General features: G+C 44.2%; 22 protein-coding genes. 5 read left to right on the top strand and 17 right to left on the bottom strand.

Going from position 1 to position 20,403, the window contains the following annotated elements; translation table 11 throughout:
• Window positions 1-40 precede the first annotated feature (40 nt).
• The 6 genes from ACVBIL_RS04630 to zapE all read right to left on the bottom strand — a co-directional run bounded on the left by ACVBIL_RS04630 (window position 41) and on the right by zapE (window position 5,321).
• Window positions 41-664 (bottom strand): tetratricopeptide repeat protein, encoded by a 624-nt coding sequence (locus ACVBIL_RS04630; protein WP_447165821.1) that lies wholly within the window; start codon window positions 662-664, stop codon window positions 41-43.
• 174 nt (window positions 665-838) lie between these two features.
• Window positions 839-2,134 (bottom strand): adenylosuccinate synthase, encoded by a 1,296-nt coding sequence (locus ACVBIL_RS04625; protein WP_447165820.1) that lies wholly within the window; start codon window positions 2,132-2,134, stop codon window positions 839-841.
• Between the two features lie 66 nt (window positions 2,135-2,200).
• Window positions 2,201-2,389 carry a DUF2065 domain-containing protein gene (locus tag ACVBIL_RS04620; protein ID WP_447165819.1) on the bottom strand — a complete coding sequence of 63 codons (189 nt, stop codon included), beginning with the start codon at window positions 2,387-2,389 and terminating at the stop codon, window positions 2,201-2,203.
• 607 nt (window positions 2,390-2,996) lie between these two features.
• Window positions 2,997-3,389, bottom strand: coding sequence for a 30S ribosomal protein S9 (gene rpsI, locus ACVBIL_RS04615; RefSeq protein ID WP_447165818.1), 393 nt, complete (start codon window positions 3,387-3,389; stop codon window positions 2,997-2,999).
• Window positions 3,390-3,403: 14 nt separating this feature from the next.
• The gene (rplM, locus tag ACVBIL_RS04610) at window positions 3,404-3,835 is read right to left on the bottom strand and encodes a 50S ribosomal protein L13 (protein WP_447165817.1); all 432 of its coding nucleotides are present in this window, start codon (window positions 3,833-3,835) and stop codon (window positions 3,404-3,406) included.
• Window positions 3,836-4,211: 376 nt separating this feature from the next.
• The gene (gene zapE / locus ACVBIL_RS04605) at window positions 4,212-5,321 is read right to left on the bottom strand and encodes a cell division protein ZapE (RefSeq protein WP_447165816.1); all 1,110 of its coding nucleotides are present in this window, start codon (window positions 5,319-5,321) and stop codon (window positions 4,212-4,214) included.
• Between the two features lie 302 nt (window positions 5,322-5,623).
• On the opposite strand from zapE, the gene ACVBIL_RS04600 reads away from it, so the two are divergent.
• The 3 genes from ACVBIL_RS04600 (at window position 5,624) to degS (ending at window position 8,730) form a co-directional block, all read left to right on the top strand.
• Entirely contained in the window at window positions 5,624-5,980 is a 357-nt protein-coding gene (locus ACVBIL_RS04600) for a ZapG family protein (RefSeq protein ID WP_447165815.1), read from the top strand.
• 167 nt (window positions 5,981-6,147) lie between these two features.
• The gene (locus ACVBIL_RS04595) at window positions 6,148-7,503 is read left to right on the top strand and encodes a DegQ family serine endoprotease (RefSeq protein WP_447165814.1); all 1,356 of its coding nucleotides are present in this window, start codon (window positions 6,148-6,150) and stop codon (window positions 7,501-7,503) included.
• A gap of 144 nt (window positions 7,504-7,647) precedes the next feature.
• The gene (gene degS / locus ACVBIL_RS04590) at window positions 7,648-8,730 is read left to right on the top strand and encodes an outer membrane-stress sensor serine endopeptidase DegS (RefSeq protein WP_447165813.1); all 1,083 of its coding nucleotides are present in this window, start codon (window positions 7,648-7,650) and stop codon (window positions 8,728-8,730) included.
• Window positions 8,731-9,182: 452 nt separating this feature from the next.
• Here the strand turns inward: degS and ACVBIL_RS04585 are convergent, their stop codons facing one another.
• From ACVBIL_RS04585 to mlaF, 11 genes are all read right to left on the bottom strand, one after another.
• Window positions 9,183-9,347, bottom strand: a complete 165-nt coding sequence (locus ACVBIL_RS04585; protein ID WP_447165812.1) for a hypothetical protein — start codon at window positions 9,345-9,347, stop codon at window positions 9,183-9,185.
• 181 nt (window positions 9,348-9,528) lie between these two features.
• Entirely contained in the window at window positions 9,529-11,202 is a 1,674-nt protein-coding gene (locus tag ACVBIL_RS04580) for an Ig-like domain-containing protein (protein WP_447165811.1), read from the bottom strand.
• A gap of 190 nt (window positions 11,203-11,392) precedes the next feature.
• Window positions 11,393-12,031, bottom strand: coding sequence for a response regulator (locus ACVBIL_RS04575; RefSeq protein WP_447165810.1), 639 nt, complete (start codon window positions 12,029-12,031; stop codon window positions 11,393-11,395).
• On the bottom strand, window positions 12,028-13,353 hold the full coding sequence (locus tag ACVBIL_RS04570) for a sensor histidine kinase (protein WP_447165809.1): 1,326 nt from the start codon (window positions 13,351-13,353) through the stop codon (window positions 12,028-12,030). Before ACVBIL_RS04570 ends, ACVBIL_RS04575 begins: the two co-directional genes overlap by 4 nt.
• 216 nt (window positions 13,354-13,569) lie before the next feature.
• A complete protein-coding gene (murA, locus tag ACVBIL_RS04565) occupies window positions 13,570-14,832 on the bottom strand; it encodes a UDP-N-acetylglucosamine 1-carboxyvinyltransferase (protein WP_447165808.1) in 1,263 nt (420 codons plus the stop codon).
• Between the two features lie 21 nt (window positions 14,833-14,853).
• The gene (locus tag ACVBIL_RS04560; protein ID WP_028766454.1) at window positions 14,854-15,105 is read right to left on the bottom strand and encodes a BolA family protein; all 252 of its coding nucleotides are present in this window, start codon (window positions 15,103-15,105) and stop codon (window positions 14,854-14,856) included.
• Between the two features lie 13 nt (window positions 15,106-15,118).
• Window positions 15,119-15,412, bottom strand: a complete 294-nt coding sequence (locus ACVBIL_RS04555; RefSeq protein WP_447165807.1) for an STAS domain-containing protein — start codon at window positions 15,410-15,412, stop codon at window positions 15,119-15,121.
• Complete coding sequence (locus tag ACVBIL_RS04550) at window positions 15,412-16,080, bottom strand: MlaC/ttg2D family ABC transporter substrate-binding protein (RefSeq protein ID WP_447165806.1); 669 nt, start codon at window positions 16,078-16,080, stop codon at window positions 15,412-15,414. Before ACVBIL_RS04550 ends, ACVBIL_RS04555 begins: the two co-directional genes overlap by 1 nt.
• A 32-nt stretch (window positions 16,081-16,112) precedes the next feature.
• Window positions 16,113-16,583, bottom strand: a complete 471-nt coding sequence (mlaD, locus tag ACVBIL_RS04545; RefSeq protein WP_447165805.1) for an outer membrane lipid asymmetry maintenance protein MlaD — start codon at window positions 16,581-16,583, stop codon at window positions 16,113-16,115.
• A 75-nt stretch (window positions 16,584-16,658) separates the two neighbouring features.
• Window positions 16,659-17,444 carry a lipid asymmetry maintenance ABC transporter permease subunit MlaE gene (mlaE, locus tag ACVBIL_RS04540; RefSeq protein WP_447165804.1) on the bottom strand — a complete coding sequence of 262 codons (786 nt, stop codon included), beginning with the start codon at window positions 17,442-17,444 and terminating at the stop codon, window positions 16,659-16,661.
• Window positions 17,431-18,243 carry a phospholipid ABC transporter ATP-binding protein MlaF gene (mlaF, locus tag ACVBIL_RS04535; RefSeq protein ID WP_447165803.1) on the bottom strand — a complete coding sequence of 271 codons (813 nt, stop codon included), beginning with the start codon at window positions 18,241-18,243 and terminating at the stop codon, window positions 17,431-17,433. Before mlaF ends, mlaE begins: the two co-directional genes overlap by 14 nt.
• Window positions 18,244-18,418: 175 nt before the next feature.
• Between mlaF and ACVBIL_RS04530 the strand changes: the two genes are divergently transcribed.
• Both ACVBIL_RS04530 and ACVBIL_RS04525 read left to right on the top strand, forming a co-directional pair.
• A complete protein-coding gene (locus ACVBIL_RS04530) occupies window positions 18,419-19,378 on the top strand; it encodes a calcium/sodium antiporter (RefSeq protein WP_447165802.1) in 960 nt (319 codons plus the stop codon).
• A 47-nt stretch (window positions 19,379-19,425) separates the two neighbouring features.
• On the top strand, window positions 19,426-20,403 hold the full coding sequence (locus ACVBIL_RS04525) for a KpsF/GutQ family sugar-phosphate isomerase (protein WP_447165801.1): 978 nt from the start codon (window positions 19,426-19,428) through the stop codon (window positions 20,401-20,403).

Here is a 20,403-nt window from a genome sequence, read left to right as displayed (position 1 = left end):
CATTTTCCAAATTATTGACATGACCTCTCTTGAGTCATGTTTATTGTGGCGTTCTAAGGTGCTCTTTCTTTGCCCTAGCAACTGCGCTGGGCGGCATCTTTGCCTCTAACACCTTTAACAAATTAATTGCTTCGGCTTGCGTAGATTCATCGCTAAACACTTCATTGTATAGCCAATGAAAGCCCACTTCGTAATCTCGAGGACTACCATAGCCCTCACCAAATAACCGAACCAACATCATGCGCGCAGGCAGGTCGCCCGTCGCGGCGGCTGGCAATGTATATTGCACAGCGCGTTGTTTATCTTCGATGACAAACTTACCATCGCGATAATACTCAGCCATTCTAACCATGGCTTCAGCACTCCCCTGCTCGGCAGAGGTTTTTAACATAGAGATGCCACGCGGCGGATTGGCCTTTACGCAGATCCCATAGTTGAGCATTTCCGCCCAAAGATACTGATACAAAGGCTGCTTTAGCACCTCAGCCCTTGCTTCAATATCCTGCACTATCTGGCAGTCATCGCCTTGTACTTGCGTGAGATAGTTTTTACTTCGAATTAAATCAACCAATTGCTCCTGAGTATAAACATCAACAGCCTTAGGAGTGGCAAAACTTGATAGAGATAATATCGACAAAATTATAATCAATACATAACGCAGCATAAGGATTCTCAATGACAATAGGGTTAATCTAATATCGCTTATCAAGTAACCAATGTTAAAGGTTAACTTAAATATACTCTATTTTATGTCATCGGCAGTATAACGTATTTCTTGAGCTCACTTCTCACTTATAGAGAAGGCAATAAAAAGGCCGCTAATTGCGGCCTCTTATTATTAACTAAACGGATTCACTAGAATCATGGTCTCGTTTCTATCCGGACCCGTTGAGATAATATCGATTGGCGTTTCTAACAACTCTTCAAGACGCTTAATGTAATTCAATGCCGCTTGTGGCAATTGCTCTACAGATGTTGCGCCGTAAGTTGTTTCGCTCCAGCCAGGCAGTGTTTCAAGAACAGGTGTTACCTTCTCATAACCTTCTGCCGCTAGCGGTGTTGTTGTTGCAACCGTTCCATCAGGATACTGGTAGCCAACACAAATCTTAACTTCTTCTAGACCGTCTAAAACGTCTAGCTTAGTTAAACAGAAACCGCTTACGCTGTTGATTTGAACCGCACGCTTCATAGCAACGATATCTAACCAACCTGGACGACGCTTACGACCAGTAGTCGCACCGAACTCATGACCCTTAGTACCTAAGTAATCACCGATTTCGTTTTTCAATTCAGTTGGGAAAGGACCTGCACCAACACGAGTAGTGTAAGCCTTCATGATACCCAAAACGTAATCTAGATGACGTGGACCAAATCCAGAACCTGTTGCAACACCACCTGCTGTAGTATTAGAAGAGGTTACGAACGGATAAGTACCGTGGTCAATATCTAGTAACGTGCCTTGAGCACCTTCAAATAGAATTGGTTCGCCTGCTTTGCGTGCCTGATCAAGTAGCTCAGATACGTCTGTGCACATGCTCTTCAAGTAATCAGCAATTGCTAGAGCATTTTTCAATGTCTCTTCGTAATCAACTGCCTCGCACTTGTAGTATTCAGTCAGCATGAAGTTATGGTAAGCCATCACTTCTTTTAGCTTAGTAGCAAACAACTCTGCATCAAACAGATCGCCTACACGTAAACCGCGACGAGAAACTTTATCTTCGTATGCTGGACCAATACCGCGACCCGTTGTGCCAATAGCATTATTGCCACGCGCTTTTTCGCGAGCAACATCAAGAGCACAATGGAATGGTAAGATCAGAGGACATGCTTCAGAAATTAGTAAACGTTCCTCTACAGGTACGCCACGCTCTTTAAGCATGTTAATTTCAGTCAACAAAGCGTCAGGTGCTAGCACCACGCCGTTACCAATAATGCACTTTACATTATCGCGTAAGATCCCTGACGGAATAAGATGAAGAACGGTTTTGTCGCCATCGATTACTAAAGTATGACCCGCATTGTGGCCACCTTGGTAACGAACGACATATTTAGCCTGCTCGGTAAGAAGATCGACTATCTTACCCTTTCCTTCGTCACCCCATTGGGTGCCGAGAACTACAACGTTTTTGCCCATTATTTGCTGCACGGTAGTGGTTAAAACGGGATTTTAGCAGATCTATGGGGGCTTTAGGCAAGTAATTTATGAAAAAATAATCAACAACACCACCCCAACAGTGACTAAAGAACCACCTAACCTTTGCAAAAGTTGCTGATTTTGATTGGAAATTTCTTTTAGATACGCTCGCCAACGATTTGGAAACAAGAGCGGACCAATTCCTTCAATTATTAACACCAAACCTAACGCCAGCATGATTAACTCGAAAGACATAACATTGTGTTCCTTAGGGTGAACAATCTAGCGAATAAAACGAAATAAAGCACTTACGCCAATCAAAAACACTCAGGGGTTCATAATCACTAAAGTGCCCGAGAAAGACTATCACTTAATACTTTTTAATCTAGGTATTAATTTATACCCATCACATTAAAGATATGGTCATTCAGCGGGAATTCAAAGCTCTGTAGGCAAGGGCTATATTTGCTCCTGCAATACAGACATTCGCCACATCCATGAGCTAGCGGATGATTGAGGCTAATCGTTACTCTCGGCTCAGGCATCTTGCTTCGCCCTACCGCCTAAATCCATTTAGTCGTGTATCGAGAGCAGCATACAGAGTTTTGCGCTTTGCTTTAAACATCTGCCGCACTACGTGAGTGCTCTCAGGCATTGCTCTTCTGTGTTGCAGTGAATTAAAAGGGAATAACCATTTCTTCATCAATGCGCCTTGAATTGAAAGCCTGAGAGGCTCTGAACCGTTCACATCTTTAGTACGATTGGTATTACACCCAAATGACGAGAAAAACGGTAAATGGTAATTTTCAGGCAATAAAAAGCCCAGCATATAGCTGGGCTTTTTGAATTCTGAAAGCGAAAATTAACGCTTAGAGAATTGTGGCTTCTTACGTGCTTTACGTAGACCAACTTTCTTACGTTCAACTTGACGAGCATCGCGGGTAACGAAACCAGCAGCACGTAAAGAAGGACGTAGAGACTCGTCAAGTTCCATCAACGCACGGGTAATACCGTGGCGGATTGCACCTGCTTGGCCAGTGTTACCACCACCCTTAACAGTTACCATGATGTCTAGCTTGTCAGTCATTTCAACTAGCTCTAGTGGCTGACGAACAACCATGCGAGAAGTTTCACGACCGAAGTATTCGTCTAGAGGTAGCTTGTTAACGATAATGTTACCAGTACCTACTTTAGCGAATACGCGAGCTGTAGATGTTTTGCGACGGCCAGTGCCGTAGTATTGAGTTGCAGCCATTGCTATAATCCCGTTTAGATATCAAGAACTTGAGGTTGTTGTGCAGCGTGGTTATGCTCTGTACCAGCGTAAACTTTAAGCTTACGGAACATGGCACGGCCCAATGGACCTTTAGGTAGCATACCCTTAACAGCCTTTTCGATAATCATTTCAGGCTTATGAGCTTGTAGCTTCTCAAAAGTGATCTGCTTAATGCCACCGATGAAACCTGAATGTGAATAGTAAACTTTGCCTTTGGCTTTGTTACCAGTCACAGCAACTTTCTCAGCGTTAATAACGATGATATAGTCACCAGTATCTACATGAGGCGTATACTCAGGCTTATGCTTACCGCGTAGGCGAGAAGCGATTTCAGTAGAGATACGACCCAAAGTTTTACCTTCGGCGTCAACGACGAACCAATCACGAGTGACTGTTTCTGGTGTAGCAGTAAAAGTAGTCTTCATTTACAAAAACCCAATGTTAAAATTCTGTCTCACATGCTTATGCCATCATTGGCAAAAACACAAAAAATGCCATTCCCCGCCCCTTCGAGCAAAGAATTAGGCTTTACAACTTCCACCTAAATGGTGGATAACGAGGGCAGGTTGCGGATTATAGACAAAGCTGAGTTAAAAATCACCTATTTTTTCAGTTTAATTGTTGGCTATTTTAAATCATTACACTTTAGTGCTTTATCGAATCAGCAAAAGCTTTATGGTCTATCTTTAAAGATCTATATATAAAAGCTATTGCATTACAAACCGCATCAGTTTTCTACTATCGTGCCAGCACAATTATAAGCTATAAGCCGCTAACAATTAATTTAACCGCAGTTTACTACTACGGGATATGCTCTAAGGCCAAATAATCATGAGATTGCATCTCTGTCAGCCTTGAACGGCAACGCCTAAATTCAAAGCCAAGCAAGCCTGAGGTGTAAATATCTTCTAGTGATACCGCCGATGAGATAATCAATTTAACATTGCGCTCGTAAAACTCATCGACCATAGCTAAGAAACGACGTGCAATGTCATCGCCAGTCAAATGCTCTCCCATCTGCTCTACATTACTAAGCAGTACAGTATGGTAAAGCCTTGCGACCTCCATATAGTCACGCTGACTACGCGGCCCATCGCATAAGGCTCTAAAATCAATAAGCAAAACACCTTGGGCTTGTTGACGAATATCGATAATACGCCCATCAATTTCGACACCTAGCGTCGACACCTCTGATTCTGGTGCGAGTTTGTTAAAGTATTCTTGTAGGTTTTGCTCAGCTTGTACATCCAGTGGCGAGTGAAATATTTCAGCCTGCTCTAACGTTCTTAAACGATAATCGACCCCTGAATCGACATTTAGAATGTCGCAGTGCTTATTAATAGCCGCAATAGCAGGTAGGAAACGTACACGTTGCAAGCCATTACGATACAAATCATCAGGAATAATATTAGAGGTCGCAACCAATGCCACACCTTCGGCAAACAATGATTCAAATAGCGTACCGAGCAACATAGCATCGGTTATATCTGACACAAAAAACTCATCGAAGCAGATCACTTGATATTGCGAAGCCATCTTTTTAGCAATAATATTCAGCGGATCTCTTTGGCCTTGCAGCTCAGCAAGATCATGATGCAGTTGATGCATAAAGCGGTGGAAGTGCGCTCGCAACTTCTTATCACCTGGAAGAGCATCAAAAAAAGTATCCATCAGATAGGTTTTGCCACGGCCTACTCCCCCCCATAGATACAAACCTTGTACCGCTTGCTTCTGATTCTTAGAAAAAAACGAAAACAATCCTGCACTCTTTCTCTGACGATCATTTAAAGCGAGTAAATCATCGTAGACCCGCTGTAACTGTTTTACGGCTAGCTCTTGCGCAGCGTCATGTGAAAAATCGTCTCGAGTTAAGTCTTGCTGATAATGCTGCCATGGAGTTAATTGCGACACGTAAATCATTCTCTATTTGTAGGGGGTACACACAAATCAGCTCAATGTGAGCCGTTTGACGTCTTATTTTTGAGTAAACTAAGTTTTCAGCAAACTACTTTACAGTAAGTCGTACCACACAAGAAAGCCACAATGCAGATTCAGCTTGGACACGTAAATCACTCAACATTGACAGAAGACACACATAAATCAGCCTAATATGAGCCGTTTGGCGGCTAATTTTCAGTAAACAGTACCACGCTAGAAAGCGTCGATGTATATTTGGCTCAATCAGCATCATATAAGTATATTTAGGAGTCTATATGGAGTGGGCATTAACCCTTGCCGCATTTGTGATTGGTGGCGTATTTGGCTATGTAGGTCATACTTTACTGGCTAAGAATAATCGCCATAAATGCAATAATGAGCAATTAGAGCAAACTCAGTTAGAAATGAGTCAGTATAAACAAGAAGTGTCAGATCATTTCGACGAGCAACATAAGCAACTTGCAGAGCTAACGGCGCAACTAAACCGAGTTAATCAACAGTGGAACGCGTCAGCAACTCTTTTTACCTCTCCAATAACAGAGAAACAATTAGCAGAATTAACGATTAAACCGGCAAGCAAGCTTGAAGATAATGTCGATTTAATCAAGCAGAATCAGACAGTCGTCGCATAGCGTCTTGGGGATAAGTTAACCTTTGTTAATAATTGATGAACTTTTTGATACTCATTTGAGTCGGAATCAATAATGAATGAAAGCTCTTTCAGTGCTAAGTGCCTAGCGCAGCCCTTATTATTGAGGAGTCATTCAATTTAGTTTTGAAAAATTGGAGCAATATATAAATGAAGACAAAATTATCCTTAGTTTCAGCAGCCCTTTTAGGCGCAACTCTGACCTTAGCCCCAGTTGTTTCTCAAGCTGCAATACCTTTGGCTGTCGGTGGTCAAGAGCTACCGAGTCTAGCGCCGATGTTACAAAAAACAACGCCTGCCGTGGTAGCGGTAGCGGTTTCTGGCACCCATGTTTCCAAGCAAAAAGTACCCGATGCATTCCGTTATTTTTTTGGCCCTAATGCCCCACGCGAGCAAGTTCAGGAGCGGCCATTTAAAGGCTTGGGTTCAGGGGTAATTATCGATGCCAAAGAAGGATACATAGTCACTAACAACCATGTGATTGAAGGAGCCGATGAGATCCTTATTGGCCTGCACGATGGTCGTGAAGTCGAAGCGAAACTTATTGGTACCGATGCAGAATCTGATATTGCCCTGCTACAAATCAAAGCCAAAAACCTAACTGCGTTAAAACGCGCCGATTCTGATGAGCTGCAGGTCGGCGATTTTGCCGTAGCCATTGGTAATCCATTTGGCCTTGGGCAAACCGTCACCTCAGGCATTGTCAGTGCCATGGGTCGAAGCGGCCTAGGCATTGAAATGCTAGAGAACTTTATTCAAACCGATGCTGCAATCAATAGTGGTAACTCTGGTGGTGCACTGGTTAACCTTAACGGTGATCTTATCGGTATTAATACCGCTATCGTCGCTCCCGGCGGCGGCAACGTGGGAATTGGTTTTGCCATCCCTGCCAATATGGTTAATAACTTGGTTCAACAAATTATTGAGCACGGTGAAGTGCGCCGTGGTGTGCTCGGTGTAATGGGACAAGACCTCACCAACGAGCTCGCTAAAGGCTTCGGTATTGATACCCAACACGGTGGTTTTATTAACGAAGTTATGCCAGACAGTGCTGCCGATAAAGCGGGTATAAAAGTCGGTGATATCATTGTTAGTGTAAACGGACGCAGCATTAAGAGCTTCCAAGAACTGCGCGCTAAAGTGGCCACTATGGGCGCGGGTAGCAAAGTTGAGTTTGGCTTGATCCGAGACGGCGATGACGAAACGGTCACTGCGGTGCTAGGAGAATCGACCCAAGCTGCAGAGGCTGCAGCTGGTGCCGTACACCCAATGTTGCAAGGAGCTAAACTTGAAACAGCAAGCACATCAGGCGTTGAAATTACTGATGTTGCCCAAGGTTCTCCTGCTGCGGCAAGTGGTTTGATAAAAGGCGATGTCATCGTCGGCGTAAATCGTACTAAGGTTAACAATCTAAAGACACTTAAGTCTGCGCTTGAAGAGCAAAAAGGCTCTGTCGCACTAAAGATTAAGCGCGATAATACGAGTTTATATTTAATCTTAAGATAAGATTAATAACTCGCTATAATTGACAGCCGAGCCCTAGTGCTCGGCTGTCTTTTTAGCACTTGAACCGCTTTATCATGCGCGTTAAGTACAAATTCGTACAAACATGTTAATATATTTCATCTTTTTAGCATTAATTCTCCGACCATGATCATTAAAGACACTCTTATATATGTCGGTAAAGCCGTTCTTTTTGGCCTTATCATGGCTGCTGTTATCATTTTTATTTTACCGCTAATTACTGGCCAAAGCCTAACGAACGGCATAACTAGCCGAGTCTCCAGTAATAGTAACGAGCTATCATTCTCTACTGCCGTACGCCGAGCGGCGCCAGCCGTAGTCAACATCTATAGCCTGAGTATCGACCAATCTAAACCGTTAAATCCAGGTTCTCTTCAAGGCCTTGGTTCTGGCGTTATTATGAGCAAAGAAGGTTATATTCTTACCAACTACCATGTTATTAAGAGAGCCGATGAGATTGTCGTTGCACTACAAGATGGCCGTAAGTTTACCTCTGAAGTTGTTGGCTCTGATCCTGAAACTGATTTAGCGGTACTGAAAGTTGAAGGTGACAACCTTCCTGTTGTACCTGTAAGCCTAGATATCCCAGTTCGTGTTGGTGATGTGGTATTGGCTATTGGTAATCCATACAACCTAGGACAAACCATTACTCAAGGGATTATCAGTGCAACGGGTCGCAACGGATTAAGTTCTGGCTATTTAGATTTCCTACAAACTGATGCCGCCATTAATGCTGGCAACTCAGGTGGCGCACTCATTGATACCGCAGGCCAACTTATTGGTATTAACACCGCCGCCTTTCAGATTGGCGCTGAGGGTGGTGGGCACGGTATTAACTTTGCCATCCCAATTAAACTAGCCCACAGCATTATGGGTAAGCTGATTAAAAATGGCCGAGTTATACGTGGTGCACTTGGCATTAGTGGTGAAGCCGTCGGCCCGGTTATGGCGCAAATATTAAATATCCCCGATCTCACAGGTGTCGTGATTACCGAAATTGACCCTAATGGTCCAGCAGCAAAAGCTAAGTTACAGCCTCGCGATGTGATCACCAAATATGAAGGTGAATCGATTCCAGGTGTTGAGATGCTGATGGATAGAATTGCTGAAACCACACCGGGTAAACAGGTGATTATGACCGTTATTCGAGAGGGTAAATCCTTTGAGGTCCCTGTAGTGATAGGTGAAAAGCCTGTTCATAATAATTAGGTTCTAGGTCAGAGAATTAGCAGGTTCTAGCTCTGAGAATTAGCAGGTTCTAGGTTCTAGGTTCTAGGTTCTAGGTTCTAGGTGCTAGGTTCTAAATTCTAGGTGCTAGGTTCTAGGTCTGAGAATTAGCAGGTGCTAGGTGCTAGGTGCTAAATTCTAGGTTCTAGGTTCTAGGTTCTAGGTTCTAGGTTCTAGGTGCTAGGTTCTAGGTCTGAGAATTAGCAGGTGCTAGGTGCTAGGTGCTAGGTGCTAGGTGCTAGCAAAACATAAAACGCGAAAAGGCAAAACAGTTCAGCTGTTTTGCCTTTTTCATTTAATGCTTATTCTCTTGCTGAATCGACTTGCTCTTGCACCAGCTTCAACAGTCTCAACCCTATTCACCTTTACAGCCTTAGCTTTAGCTTCTTGGCTTTTCCTGCTTTCCTAGAACCTAGGATCTTTCTTAGCCTTTCCTAGAACCTGCTATTTTGTTTGAACAGACCAACCCAAAATGCCAATTCAAATAGCACCCCAAAAATAACTAGGCCTGTCGCCCCTTTTGCCGCTCCCGCGATATAACAGACTATTGCCGCGCTGATTAATCCAACTAAAATAGTGGCTCTCATCCATAATGACATATTGCTCTCCCTTTCTTGTGTCATTACGACTATAACAATCCCTACTGAGTCGCTCATCAATTCCAGATTAAACTTTGTTCAGGTTTATCGTTCGCAGCTCAACCTTCGGCGCACAAAAAAAGCCACGCTAAATAGCTTAGCGTGGCTTGTCGGGAGGGACTAAATAATGATGATTTTGTTTTTATTTATGGATTTTAGGTAACGCCTCAGCTCTCTGTGTATAGTCTGCATGACACTCACCACAAGAGTATTGTGCGGTAGACCATGGCATTTGGAACTTGCCATCTTCGGTGAACTGCTTTGCCGCTGGGTCAAGGTCAATAGTGAACAAGTGAGACTTCACATCACCAAATACTGTTGTGCCATCTTCACCTAAATGAGTGACGGCACTCTTGGCAAGCTTTGGCATATGACAGTCGGTACACTCAGCGGCTTTATGCGGCCCAGCAGCCCAAGTGTTTTCAGCAAACTCTTTATCATGACAAGCGGTACACTCTTTCACTGCTCCAGTGTGTAGACCATCAGCGCTGTCTTGATTGACCGTCGACTTGTGAGAGTCATGACAAGTGGTACACGCCATACCACTCTTAGGACCAATCTCTTCGCCCGCTTTGTAAGTACCATGATCCTCAGGAACGACACCTAGCATTTCATCGCCAGTCTGGTGATGCTTAGATAGACCACTACTTGAGATAATACGACCACCCACTTTGCTACCGTCAGGGAAGGCAACATTATAAGCACTGACAAAAGTTGGATAATCTTTCTCACCATCACGAGTATGACACTCAGCACAAGTAACCGCTTTACCAAAAGCCATATCTTCAGCTAAGAAGTCTTCCGTAGTGCGGGCCATAGCTATCTTAGTGATATTATCTTTTGATGGTGCAGCGATATGTTCACTACCCGCGCCATGACAAGATTCACACTGAATACCTTGCTCAGCAAATGTGCCGCCCATACCTGGTAGGTCATCTTGACGCTCTAGATTACGAACATCATCTCCTTCGGTAGTGCGTTTCCAACCAGTAGTATGACAATTGCCACACTTGTATTGGTAGTTCATATCCCCCGTTTTATAGTTACCCATCACATCGGGGTCATTAAGGTGGTTATCGGGGATATTAAGCTCACCCTCTGCGTTACGTATGTTGTACTGCACATTGGTACCAGTAACGATATAACCATCGGCATCTAACCAGCGCATCTTCCAGTGGTAACCACCGACGACATAAGTCACATCGTCATAGCTTGTTGGTGCACCTAAGGCGTTGTTCGTTGTGCCGTCAGCATCAGGGCCTGCAATTTGAAGTAAGTCAATAGCTCCTGTAATCGACTCCTCAGGAGTATAGGGGAAAGCAGGTTGCTCACCGTTAGCAATTTTTTGGATCTTAAAATTATGACCCGTTTTACTAAAGGTCTCATATTTACCACTATGACATCCCGCACATGCCGCGCTGCCAACATAAGTTAGCGGCTCAGGCTCAGGTTGCGCCTCAACAGTCACAGTCACCACAGCAGATGCTTCATCGGTACCATCGGTGATGGTGTAGTTAAACTTCACTTCGCCCGTTTCAGAACCTGCTGTAAAGTCGACTTTGCCATCTTTAACGACAGCGCTATCGGAATCGACTGACACGATGGATAAAGTATCACCATCTGCATCGGTATCATTGGCAAGTACATCAATTGTCACTACATCTTCAGCCAAAACATTGGCAAAATCAGCCACTGCGACAGGCGCAGTGTTCTCAACAGGTAGGTTTACTTCGTTATTGTTATCACTACCACAAGCAACCAACATGGTGATCATGCTCGCGAGTAATAGTTTTTTACATGGAATTGTTGTGTTCATAAGTTCATCCTCAACATTGCTATTCACATCGCCAACGTTGCAGAGAATGGCGATTGATATGCCTCTTTGGACATGTTTCAAGTATTGAAGAGTTACTACTAAAGAGATAGATAATTAGAATTCACTAGTACGAGAAAGTTGTGAACTTTTGTTATCAACTTACATCTAACGCATTGTTTAATATAAAAAATCAACCATGAGAAATGTTGTGATTTGTTATCACAAATTGACCAGTGTTTGTCAAAATGTAGATCTTACTCTCATTTTGCGTAACAAGTCCTGCCTTCTTTAACTGCCGCAGATGGAAATTAAACTTGGTATGGTCTTCAATTTCAACTAAACGACATAGATCCATAAACTTCAGCGCTTTATGCGTTGCAAGCACTTTAAGGGCTTTACGCCGATAAGGATTAGCCAGAGCGCCATAAACTAAATCTGGGTCAAGATCGACACGGCTCTTGAACAGTTGCTTCTCCGCTAAACTTCGTCTTATGGTGACGATAAGCTCATGGCTTTTAAAAGGCTTAGTCATCACGCTATCGGCACCTTTTTTCATCGCATCCACAGCGGTATCGACAGTAGCATAGGCTGTGATAATAATGACTGCGAGTAAGGGTTGGTTTTGGCGCAGGTTAGAAATAGCTTCAACCCCGGTCATCCCCGACATCAACAAGTCCATCAAGGCAATATCAAAGTGTTGTTTTTCGCTCACGGCAATGGCCGCCTCAGCGCTTTCGACAGCGGTAACGCTAAAGCCTTCAAGTTCAAGTATTTCTACTATATTTTGACTAAGCTCTAAGTCGTCCTCTGCGAGTAAAACGGCGGTCATGAATAATGCTCCCGATAAAATGTTAGTTCTACCCGCGTTCCCTTTCCTTCGCTGCTCACGATATTCATTTTCCCATTATGTAGTGACATGATTTGTTCACAAATTGCCAAACCAAGACCCGTGCCTTGCCCTATCGCTTTGGTGGAGTAAAATAGTTCAGTTGCGCGAGACAGTTCCTCTACGCTCATACCGCTCCCCGAATCTTCAACCAAGATACAAACCTTCTCGTCATCTTGTATCGCTTTTATAACAATAGCGTTATGGGGATGAGAGGCGTCAATGGCATTGCAGAGCAAATTAATAAACAGCTCTTCGAGCTTAATTTTTTCTGCATATAAAATGATACTGGCACTGCATTCAAGCTCAATATGATGCTGTTTAGTACGGTGCGCCAGTAACTTTATCGCCGAATCCAACACGCCTTTGACTGTGATAAAGCTGCGCCTCCCCGAAGCTGGCCGAGCATAACTGAGTAGCTCTTTACTAATCGATGAGGCTCGCTCAATGCCAAGACGGACACGACTTAGGTAGTTGGTTTCAGACTCAGATACTTGTGGATGTTTTCGCTCCCACAAATCCAAGGCTAAAGTAGATGAGGCCAGTGGGTTATTAATCTCATGGGCGACCCCCATCGCCAGTTGACCAATCGCCTTGTATTTATCTGCTTCTATCGCCCGCTTAAGCTTTGCCTCTGTGGCCTGCTCTTTTTCTAAATCAAAGACTTTAAGCGCCTTAAACAGTGCAATTAAAATAAGGCCACCAGCAAAAGTTCTTAAAACGGGTACGCTATGATGAGACTCCGTCGGAACCAAGCCTGACAGTACACCGTAAATCATTAACCCAACACCACAGAGCGCAAAGTACAACCCATAACCATGCTCCTCTTGTCGTAAACTGTTGCCATAGAACACCATGCCTATCCCCGCCAAAGCCGCTGAACCAAACCCGACTAAACTACGCGTATAGCGGCTAGCTTCTTCAAAACCGGTTTTGTTCACAGCAAGATGATGTAAGTCAGGGATCACTAAATAGCCGTAACTCAAAAGTAGCGCGATAATCAGTCCATGGCCAATATACGCCAGGCGTTTATTGCTAATGGTTAATATCTGCCAAGCAAATACCATCAAGGCAGCGTAGGATAAGAATAGCTTTACCAAGCAGAGCCATTGAGTCAGTAAACCATATTGAGGGGCTATATGGTCTGAAAAAATAAGTACGTACAGTTCAGACCATTCATGAAAGGCATGAGAAAAACCGAATATGGCCAAAGCCCAAAGCGTGGGAGCCACCTTTAATTGACTGTAACGAAAATTTCGAAACACCACGGCACAGCCCATCGAAAAAAATACGAGGCCGTAAAAAAGATAAATATTAAACGTGACAAATACAGGCATGACACAAACATAGCACCCAATACTTAAGTTTGATTTGATCTGCTTCTTGTTTCACCAGTTTGTTATTTGCGCTAGCTCATAAAACAAAAAAGCCACTTAAGTGAATACACTTAAATGGCTTTTCATTGCTAAGGATTTTAAACCTTATGCCTTAACGCGTTCAACGTGTCCGCCTAGGCCTTTAAATTTGTCTTCGATATGCTCGTAACCACGATCTAAGTGGTAAATACGATCGACAGTTGTCGTACCTTCTGCCACTAAACCGGCAATCACCAAGCTTGCTGATGCACGAAGATCCGTTGCCATCACCTGCGCACCATTTAGCCTTTCAATACCGTGAATAATACACGTATTGCCTTCCAGCTCCATGGTTGCGCCCATGCGGCTAAGCTCTGGTACATGCATAAAGCGGTTTTCGAAAATGGTTTCGGTAATGGTTGATGTGCCTTCTGCTAGTGCGTTTAACACACAGAACTGCGCCTGCATATCAGTTGGAAAGCCTGGATAAGCTACGGTCTTAATATTCACCGCTTTAGGGCGTTTACCCTGCATATCTAACTCAATCCAGTCATCACCAGTTGTGATACTTGCGCCAGCGTCTTCAAGCTTTGCCAAAACGGCTTCAAGTGACTTAGGATCCGCTTTAGTACAACGGATTTTGCCACGCGTCACAGCTGCCGCGACCAAGAAACTACCGGTTTCGATACGGTCAGGCATCACTCGGTAATCACAACCTTTAAGTGACTCGACACCTTGAATGCGCACGGTATCGGTGCCAGCACCTTCAATTTTAGCGCCCATAGCAATCAAGCAGTTTGCTAAGTCGACCACTTCAGGCTCACGAGCAGCGTTTTCGATAATGGTTTCACCATCGGCCAATGATGCTGCCATTAGCAAGTTTTCTGTCGCGCCAACGCTAATCATATCCATAAAGATATGCGCGCCTTTTAGGCGGCCATCAACACGTGCCTTAATATAGCCTTCTTGCACTTCAATTTGTGCCCCCATCTGTTCAAGACCTTGCAGATGCAAGTTAACAGGGCGGGCACCAATGGCGCAGCCACCAGGCAAAGACACATCGGCAGTGCCGTACCGTGCAAGTAAAGGGCCCAAAATAAGAATCGATGCACGCATGGTTTTAACCAACTCATACGGCGCGCAAAACTCATTAAGATTCGTTGTAGAGATACGTACTTTGTCAGTGCCAGAGCGAGTCACTTCAGCACCTAAGCAGCGCAGTAATTCGCAGCTTGTATTCACATCTCTTAGATTTGGAACGTTAGAAACATTGAAGTCCGTCTCCGCCAACACACCTGCCATTAAGATTGGCAAGGCAGCATTTTTAGCGCCTGAGATAACCACGTTTCCAGCAAGTGCACCACTTGCTTCAATTTTTAATTTATCCACTTTAACTCTCTAAATCCGCGATTACATATTAAAGACTTTTTCACGCTTCCATTGTGTTGGCGTGAAGGCGTTAATCGTAATAGCGTGTAACTCACCGCTAGTAATGTGGGCCATTAATGGGCCGTAAATTGTCTGTTGTTGTTTCACACGTCCCATGCCGTCAAAGCACTCACCTACAGCAACAATCTTGTAGTGTGTCCCTTCCTGGGTCACTTTAACTTCCTCTAAAGAAAGCGCGTCTAAAAGGATGGTTTCAATTTCTTTGCATTCCATGGAACTATTCACCTTACTTAGCTTCTTCAATAAAGAAGTCGTTTAAATCATATAATATAATAAATTTCTTAAGCTGCTCTGAAGGCGAGACTAACTCAAGACTTGCACCTTTGGCGGCAAAAATACTGGCTAACTCAAATAAAAATGCCACGCCAGCGCTGTCACAATACTCAATAGCAGAGAGCTGCAAAAATGCGGTCTCTGGCGCTAAAATATCCTTGCGTCTATCCCATAGACTGCGCACAACATCTTGATCTAGTCGACCCGATATTGTGCAATAAATCCCTTGCTGCTTAAAGCTTGCCACTAGCTCTGTTTCTCTTTAGCGTTTAAATCAATATGCTGAGTCGTGCGCTCTTTGAGCATATTTATCACAGACTCAATACCTTGTTGGCGAACAAGGTTAGTAATTTCTGATTGCTTCGATGATAACAAACTAACGCCTTCGGCCACTAGGTCAAACGCTTTCCAGGTACCATTTTTTAAACGTCGCGCTTTAAACTGCAACTTAATTGCCGGGCGGCCTTGTTCTACAACTTGTACATTAACACTGACAAACTTCTCACCGGCAAAATCTTCGGCTCTGCCATATTCTACAGTTTGGTCGGTATATTCGGTAAAAGCCTGCGCGTAAGTTGCAACCAAGTAGTCTCGAAATGCCTCAACAAAACGTTCTCGCTGATCTTTGCTCGTCTCTTTAAGATACTGACCTAATACCTTATAAGATGCATACTTGTAATCGATATACGGCATCAGCTCTTCGGTTACAATCACTTTTAAATGATCCGGATCGGCATCAATCAACTTTTTATCTTGATGAAAGCGAGCAAAGGTCTTGTTTGCAACGGCTTCAACCAAAGTAAAAGGGTTAGTTTGGTCGATGTCAGCACTTGCTGTTACGCCTGCGGCCGACACACCGAAACTGAACACAGCTACCAAGGCGAACATGATGCTCCGATAAACACCTTTCAACATTCTATATACTCCTAAGACTTGCTCTATAAAGGTTAATCCTTTGACCCCATGCTATACAGGAACTGACCTATCAACTCTTCTAAAACGAGTGCTGAATGGGTGTCCTCAATACTGTCACCATCGACTAGTAATTCGATATCGTCATCCATAAAACCCGGAGTAAGCCCCAAAAACTGTTCGCCCAGCAGACCGGATGTCAAAATAGACAAGCTACTCGTCTCCGGAAAATACTGATAACGCTTGTCCATTGCGATGCTGACTATCGGCACCAACTTCTCTGGGTCAAGATTGATTGCACTCACGCGGCCAACCACCACGCCACCGACTTTAACGGGAGAGCGTACCTTAAGACCACCAATATTACTAAACTTGGCGCGCAACGTATAACTGCTATCGCCCGATTTGACCTCGACGTTGGCAACATTAAACACCAAGACTAAAAAGGCTGCCAAGCCGGACAATAAAAATAGACCGACTAGAATCTCAATTTTCCTTGTCAACATAACTCATTTACCACTCTATTCAATAAATCTAAACAATAATTAACGGCGTGGAAGCTTCCTGCGTCGTCGTAAAAATTACTGGCCAAACATCATCGCAGTAAGTAAAAAATCCAACGCTAACACTGCTAAGCTCGATTGTACTACTGTCTGAGTCGTTGCACGGCTAATGCCTTCCGGGTTAGGAATAACATGGTAGCCACGATAAAGTGCAATCCATGTCACCACCACAGCAAATAAAAAGCTCTTGATAATACAGTTAACAATATCTTGTCGCCACTCAACCGACGCCTGCAATATCGACCAAAAACTGCCACTATCTATGCCTTTCCACTCCACACCAACGATGTGACCACCATAGATCCCTACAGCAGTAAACATCAGGGCTAACAATGGCAAACTGATCACGCCCGCCCAAAAACGTGGCGCTATAATTTGTCTCAGAGGGTCAATAGCCATCATTTCAAGACTCGCTAACTGCTCGGTACTCTTCATAAGGCCAAGCTCTGCCGTTAGTGCTGAACCCGCTCGGCCAGCAAACAGCAACGCAGTCACGACCGGGCCGAGCTCCCTTAATAAGCTCAACGCCACCATCGGCCCAAGGCTTTCTTCGGTGCCAAAGCCCACAAGAATATTATAGCCCTGCAGTGCCAGCACCATACCAATAAACAGGCCTGAGACTAAAATGATAACCATCGACTGCACGCCCACCACATACAGCTGTTTCATCAGCAGTGGCACGCCTTTTCTAAATCTTGGCCGATGTGCAATCGCTCCCCACAGCATAAGACCCGCTTGCCCAAGCCCTATCACTAACTCAATTGCAGACCTACCTAATCGAGCAATTTGGTTAATCAAGCTCACTGAGTAGTTCCTTCTTATAATCTTCTGCAGGGAAGTGGAATGGCACGGGGCCATCTGGCTCCCCACCAATAAATTGTTTTAATTTTGGATTATCGGCTAAACGTAGCTCTTCGGGTGTACCGTGAGCGATAATACGTTTATCTGCGAGTACATAAACGTAATCCGCAATACCGAGCACTTCCACCACGTCATGAGATACCACAACAGAAGTCAGGTTAAGCGCATCAGAAAGCTCACGAATAAGCTTAACTAATACCCCCATAGAGATCGGGTCTTGCCCAGCAAATGGTTCATCGTAAAGCACCATTTCAGGCTCTAATGCGATTGCACGAGCTAATGCTGCTCGACGCTGCATACCGCCAGAGAGCTCTGTAGGCATCATCTTCGCCGCGCCTCTAAGCCCTACGGCTTCGAGTTTCATTAATACAATGCGGCGAATAATGGCTTCGGGTAAACCAGAGTGTTCTCTTAACGCAAACGCGACATTGTCGAGTACATTCATGTCGGTAAACAGTGCGCCACTTTGAAATAACATGCTCATGCGTTTACGCAGAGTAAATAACTCGCTGCGACTGCACTTATGCACATCAATGCCGTCAAAACACACGCTGCCGCTATCTGGGGTTAACTGACCACCAATCAACTTTAATAATGTGGTTTTTCCTATCCCGCTTGGCCCCATAATCGCGGTGACTTTACCTTGAGGTATTGACAGACTCACGTCTTCAAAAATGACTCGCTCGCCGCGACTAAAAGTCATATTTCGGGTTTCAACCAATGTTTTGGAGATTTGAGTCATGCAAGCGCCCTGCATCTATTTAATGGAAACTTCCATTTTCCGTACCGGAAAGGGAGAAATTGTACGTAATTGACTAATGAGGCACAACCAAATCAAGACTATCTCGCCTCAATACTTTCATTTTTCTTCAATTACAGCGAAAATACGCGGCTATACCCAAAAATACTAAGAATCGATGTTATTTAATATTTTCATGTTAGTCGCAGGCTTAGGTGCCCTTGTTTGGAGTGCCGATAAGTTTGTTTATGGTGCAGCCGCCTTTGCTCGTAACCTTGGTTTACCACCAATGTTAATTGGTTTAACGATTGTCGCTATGGGGAGTTCAGCCCCTGAAATGTTCGTCGCGGCAACCGCATCACTCGACGGTATGACAGACACCGCCATTGGTAACGTCCTCGGCTCTAACATCGCTAACATCACTTTGATTCTAGGTATTACTGCCTTGCTAGGTGCCATTTCGGTGAGTTCACAGACACTCAAACGCGAAATCCCCATGATGTTAGTCGCTACACTGATTGTAGGCTACTTCCTTTACGATGGTTTTTTAACCCGTATCGAAGGCATTAGCTTATTGGTGCTATTTATCGCTTTAATGGGTTATCTTATTTGGCACGGTTTAAACAATAAAAACCGTGATGCCTTAGCCGAAGATGCTGAAAATGAAATCCCTGCGGATGTGCCAACACGTAAGGCTATTTTATGGCTTGTGGTTGGTATGGTATTGTTACCATTATCAGCTGACTGGATGGTGCAAGGTGCCGTTGGCATAGCAAAAGCCTACCATCTATCTGATTTAGTAATCGGATTAACCATTATTGCCGTCGGCACAAGCCTGCCTGAACTCGCCGCTTGTGTGGCAGGCGTCTTAAAAAAGGAAGACGACCTTGCGATTGGTAACATAGTTGGTTCAAACTTATTCAATATTCTAGCAGTACTTGCTATACCTGGCATCATAGCGCCAGGCGCAGTTGACGCTGCGGCGAGTACGCGCGATTTTTATATGGTGCTTGCAACGAGCAGCGCACTGGCAATACTGATCTTATTATCTGGCCGCGCTAGACAACTAAAACCCTGGCACGGCGTTGTATTACTTATTACATTTATCGCATACCAAGCATTACTCTTCCTATCTTAAGTAATGAGTGCGATACGTTAAGCAGCAATTTAAAGAGAGACCAAGAAATGGTAGATGCAAATCAACTACGCCAATGGGGCACTAAGGTCATCGATATAGAGAAGCAAGCACTCGATAATCTATATCAGTACATTGACTCTTCAGAGTTTGCCCAAGCTTGCCAACTGATCTTGCAATGCACAGGTAAAGTGGTTGTGATGGGTATGGGCAAGTCTGGCCACATAGGCAACAAGATTTCAGCTACGTTAGCCAGCACAGGCACACCTGCATTTTTCGTACACCCAGGTGAAGCCAGTCACGGTGATTTAGGCGTTTTAAGCGAAAATGACATCGTACTGGCCATTTCTAATTCGGGCGAATCGAGCGAGATTTTAACCTTAATGCCTGTCATTAAGCGCATGGGATTACCTATGATATCGGTAACGGGTAAACCTGATTCGAATATGGCAAAACTGGCCCAATTGCATCTTTGTATTGAAGTGCCAGAAGAAGCTTGTCCACTTGGACTTGCGCCAACATCGAGCACCACAGCGACGTTAGTTATGGGTGACGCCCTTGCGGTTGCACTATTACAGGCTCGCGGCTTTACTCAAGATGACTTTGCACTGTCTCATCCTGGCGGAAGTCTTGGGCGTAAATTACTATTAAAAGTCAGCGATGTGATGCACAAGGGTAATGAGTTGCCGAGTGTACAAGATGATATCTGCATTACCGACGCCCTGTACGAGATCTCTAAAAAAGGTCTGGGCATGACAGCGGTTGTCGATGATAGCAACACTTTAGTCGGGATCTTCACCGACGGCGATCTGCGCCGAGTGATTGATGCCGAGGTCAATTTAAGAACCACGCCAATTGCAGAAGTGATGACCAAAGGGTGCGTGACGATTACTGATAATGTACTTGCAGCAGAAGCATTAAAAGTCATGGATACTAAGAGTATTAATGGCCTAGTGGTGATTAACGATAAACAACAGCCAGTAGGCGCATTAAACATGCTAGATATGGTAAAGGCAGGAGTAATTTAA

This window comes from Shewanella sp. 125m-7 (assembly GCF_052977045.1).
This window is presented reverse-complemented; position numbering and strand designations above follow the sequence as displayed.